Source organism: Candidatus Bipolaricaulota bacterium, from assembly GCA_021159055.1.
In the GTDB taxonomy this organism is placed as follows: Bacteria; Bipolaricaulota; Bipolaricaulia; order UBA7950; family UBA9294; genus S016-54.
Genome location: JAGGSO010000040.1, coordinates 1 through 4288, shown reverse-complemented (window position 1 = coordinate 4288; position 4288 = coordinate 1). Strand labels below are relative to the sequence as shown.

General features: G+C 61.7%; 3 protein-coding genes. 1 reads left to right on the top strand and 2 read right to left on the bottom strand.

Going from position 1 to position 4288, the window contains the following annotated elements; translation table 11 throughout:
- On the top strand, positions 1 to 911 hold a 911-nt coding region (tgt, locus tag J7J55_02210), incomplete at its 5' end, for a tRNA guanosine(34) transglycosylase Tgt (protein ID MCD6141519.1).
- Between the two features lie 37 nt (positions 912 to 948).
- On the opposite strand, the gene J7J55_02205 is transcribed toward tgt, so the two are convergent.
- Both J7J55_02205 and J7J55_02200 read right to left on the bottom strand, forming a co-directional pair.
- A complete protein-coding gene (locus tag J7J55_02205; protein ID MCD6141518.1) occupies positions 949 to 1899 on the bottom strand; it encodes a hypothetical protein in 951 nt (316 codons plus the stop codon).
- Between the two features lie 15 nt (positions 1900 to 1914).
- A partial coding sequence (locus J7J55_02200; GenBank protein MCD6141517.1) for a PKD domain-containing protein occupies positions 1915 to 4288 on the bottom strand: 2374 nt, incomplete at its 5' end.

The window sequence follows — 4288 nt, the reverse complement described above, 5'->3', positions numbered from 1 at the left end:
AGGAGCACGGGGTGGGGAAGGTCGCCTCGATCTTCCCGGGTGAGGACCGACCGCGTCAACCCGGGAACTACAAGCAGGGAAAGTCGCTCGTGCGACTGACCGAAGAGGGGGTACACTTCCGCTCGATCATCGACGGCTCGGACCGGTTCTTCTCCCCGGAGAGCGTGATCGAGCTCGAGCGCAAGCTCGGAGCGGACATCATCCTCGTGCTGGACGAATGCACCTCGCCGCTGCACGACTACGCCTACACCAAAAATGCGATGGAACGCACCCACCGCTGGGCGGAGCGGGCGCTCGCCGCGTTCGCGAGGCTGCAAAACGATAGCTCGTTTCCCAATCCGCATCAGCGACTGTTCGGGATCGTGCAGGGCGGAGCGTACGAGGACCTGCGGACCGAGAGCGCGCGGGTGATCGGGGGGATGAACTTCTCCGGGTTCGCGATCGGGGGATCGCTCGGGAAGTCCAAGGCCGACATGTACCGCGTCCTCGATTGGACGGTCCCGCTCCTGCCCGCGGGAAAGCCGCGGCACCTGCTCGGGATCGGGGAGATCGAGGACATCTTCGCCGCGGTGCGCCGCGGGATCGACACGTTCGACTGCGCCGCCCCGACGCGCATCGCCAGAAACGGCACGGTGTTCGTCAAGGGCGCGCCGCGCCACCGGATCAACCTGAGAAACGCGCGCTTCCGGGACGATCCCCGCCCGATCGACCCGACGTGCGACTGCTTCACGTGTCGCCATCACTCCCGCGCCTATCTCCGCCACCTGTGCCGCGCCGGTGAGCTGTCGTTCTATCGCCTGGCCACGATCCACAACCTCAGGTTCCTGACGCGGCTGCTGGAGGAGATCCGCGCCGCGATCGCCGCCGATCGGCTCGCCGAGTTGGAGGAGGAATGGAAAGCGGGCGGATGAACCGCCCGCTGCTGCTTGCTTGTTCGCTTGTCCCCTGCTACGGCAGGATCCGGCGGAAGGTGCGGCTGAACGCGGAGATATCGATCCCGGAGAAATCGATCGAGAGTGAAACCCGATGGCTCCCCCCGAGGGGGCCGGAGACGTAGGCGTAATCGAGGATGAACCCCTGCACGTCGACTCCGAGCCCGAGGGTGACCGCCATCCCACCGGGCCGGTTGAACACCCCGGCACGAATGGCGAAGGTGGAGACCGGCGTGTACTCGACCCCGAGGTGGATGGCACCGGCCAGGTCGACGTCGATCGCGGTCGTTACCAGATCGGCGATCTTGGTCGCCGCCCCGGTCACGATCGTCATCCCGAATGGGTCGGAATGGTTCTCGTAGTTGAGGGACCCGAATAGGTTCGTCATCCCCACCCCGACGGTGGTATCGGTGAGGGAGACCGGGCCGAGCCGACGGTCGGGGAAGGTCATCAGATAGGAAAGATCGAGCGAGAACCCCGATCCCTTCGCTGCCCCATTCGTCACCGAGAGATACTTCAGCCTTCCCCCGAGGGAGAAATCGAGCGGGAGATGGGGGATGAACGGAATGGTCTTCGGCGAGATACCGAACCCGAACACCAACGCTGTATCCTGGTAGGAGAGGACCTCGGTCTGGCTCCCGGATGAGTCGTACCCCTGGATGTCGCCGGAGCTCAGGCTGAGGAACGCCAGTCCCCAGTTGGGGAACGTCAGATCCACCGCGCCGTAGCTCAGGATACCGGGCTGGATGGAGTAGCTAGAACCGAGCCCGATCCCGTTAAGTTCGGTGAGGCCGGCGGGATTGTTGTACAGGGTCTCCGCCCCGTCGATCCGGGCGATCATCACCCCGCCCATTCCGATCGCGCGCACACCGGGGGCAAAGTCGAGGACCGAGACCGCGCTTGCCCCGGCGGCCTCCAGTCCCAGCCCGAGGAGGATCACTACAAATAGTATGTACAGTCGGTTCACAGTCGTTCCCCTCCCTTATCGTTGAATCAGAAGCTTGAATATCGCAGAGCGGATCGCCTTTCCGGAGGCGTCCTTCCCCGTCACCACGTAGAAGTAAAGCCCGTTGGCCAACTCGTCGCCGGAGGTCGAGGTGAGATCCCAATCATAGGTCGACTCCGCCGCGGCGAGGTCGTGCTCGTAGACCAGGTTTCCGACGAGGTCGTACACCCGGAGGACGAGATCGGTCGTCCCCTCCGGCAGGTAGTAGACGATCGTCGCCGTCGCCGTCGCCGGGTTCGGGTAGGCGTAGGTGACGATGTTGCTCGGGCCGGTCACCGTTATCTCTTGCGTTGCCGCCGTGCTCTGTCCTCCCTTGGCATCGGTGACTACCAGACTGACGGTGTATGTTCCAGCGACGGTGTAAGCATGGGTCGGGTTCTGCTCGTCCGCGGTGGTTTCGTCGCCGAAGTCCCATTGCCAGGCGGTGATATCGTCACCATCCGGATCGCTGGACGTATCGGTGAACTGAACCGTCTCACCAACCACCGGGGTTGTATTGGAAACGGTAAAGCTCGCCACCGGCGGCTCGTTCCCCACGGACAGAGTCTTTGTCACCGTGGTCGATCCACCGCGGGAATCGGTGACCGTGAGCGTGACCGTATACGCCTTCTTCTCGGCGAATGAGTGTTTCGGGCTTTCGCTCTGGCTCGTGGTCCCGTCCCCGAAGTCCCACGCATAGGTGAACGGAGTATCAGGATCGGTGACCGTGGGGGTGAATGTCACTTCCTCTCCCACGTCAGGAGCACTCGGGCTCCAGGTGAAGTCGACCACCGGCGGCTCGTTCGGCGGCCCCTCAACGGTGATCGTCTTCGTCACCGAACCGGTGAGCCCCTTGTCATCGGTGACGGTCAGGGTGACGTCGAACGTCCCCCCGTTCGGGTACTGGTGAGTCGGATTCTGCTCATCCGAGGTCGTCCCGTCCCCGAAGTCCCAGTGCCAAGCGACGATGCTGTCTCCATCTGGATCGGTCGCCGTGCCGGTGAACTTGATCGTGTCCTGGTAAGTGAAGTCCGCCTTAGGAACCGCGGATGCGGCGCTCGTGCTCGCCTTCTTGAACGTGAAATCCGGTACCGGTCTGTGGTTGATCGCCAACGTCCATTGGTTGCTGAGCGCCGCTTTATCGTAGGATACCCCTGCCTCGGTGTGGAGGACGCGGGTGCGTAGCTGCACGGTGCGCCCGGCGGTCATCTGTTCCGGTTCGGCTATTGTAACGTAGATGTTAAGGAACGTCTCCGTGCCAGTTGCTTTATCAGTAACAACGTTGTGATCTGGAGTGGAAATTGTGACCCCAGCGGTGCGCAGACCGGCGAGGTTGGTTGCCTCACCGAGGAGAACAGGGTCGGCACCTGGATCCTGGCGCCAGATCTCAATTTTTACCACATCGGAGCTGGCCTGCGCTGTCCCCGTGTTCTTAACCACGATCGGACCGATCGTTACGTCGTCGTCGTTCTCGTCTTGATCCACCAGCCTGATCTTCTGGGCGAGGAATCGCTGGCCGGAGTAAGCTGTACCCCCTTCCGGCGGGGTAACGTTCTCCACGGTCTCGAACCCCGGCTGATACAGAGCGATCGAATCCGGATAGGTGACCTCGTCACTCCAGTAATCGACACCGTTTTCCCTTCCTTGTATTTTCACCACCGGCTGGACAGTGTGCCCGTCGACCGGGGTTCCGATCTCGTAGTAGATCTTTAGGGTCAAGCTTCCATCGTCTGCTACGAGTTTGGTGGTTGTGAACGGAATCGTCATCCCCGCTTTAAAGTTGTCGAACAGTGCGTTCGGCTGGGTGATGGTAACCAGAGTAGTAGCACCCGCCTTCACCTGGATCTGATGGATCTCGTCCCCGGAGGCCGTCCCCAGGTTGCGGATGTAGATCTTGTTCGCTCTGATGTCGTCCGCGTTCACATCATCATCCGTAACCTTGACGGTCTGCTCGAGGCTGCTCCCAGTAGTCATTGTGCCCGATACAAGACTCGTACTGTCTTCCTCGATCTCTTCAAACCCCTGCTTGCGGATCGTCTGGGTTGTACTCGAGGTCACCGTCTGTTCGTAGGATTGGCCTCCTTCCTTGACCAGTAGAGTAACCCTGGTGCGGATCGTCCGCCCATCGGTCACGCTCCCTTGGTCTTGGATCCGCATCTCGACCGTGACGGTGACACTGCTATTATCCGGGATGTCCGCCGGTGCGGGTGTGAAATCGGCATAGTTGAACTCCATCGGACTTCCCGGTGCCCATGCTCCCCAGCCCCAGGTGTAGTCCGTTCCGTTGATCGTGAGGGTGACCTTGATGTCCTTGACGTCGGCCGTGGTCGCTGTTCCCAGGTTTTCCACCTTCACGATCGTGTTGCTCCCA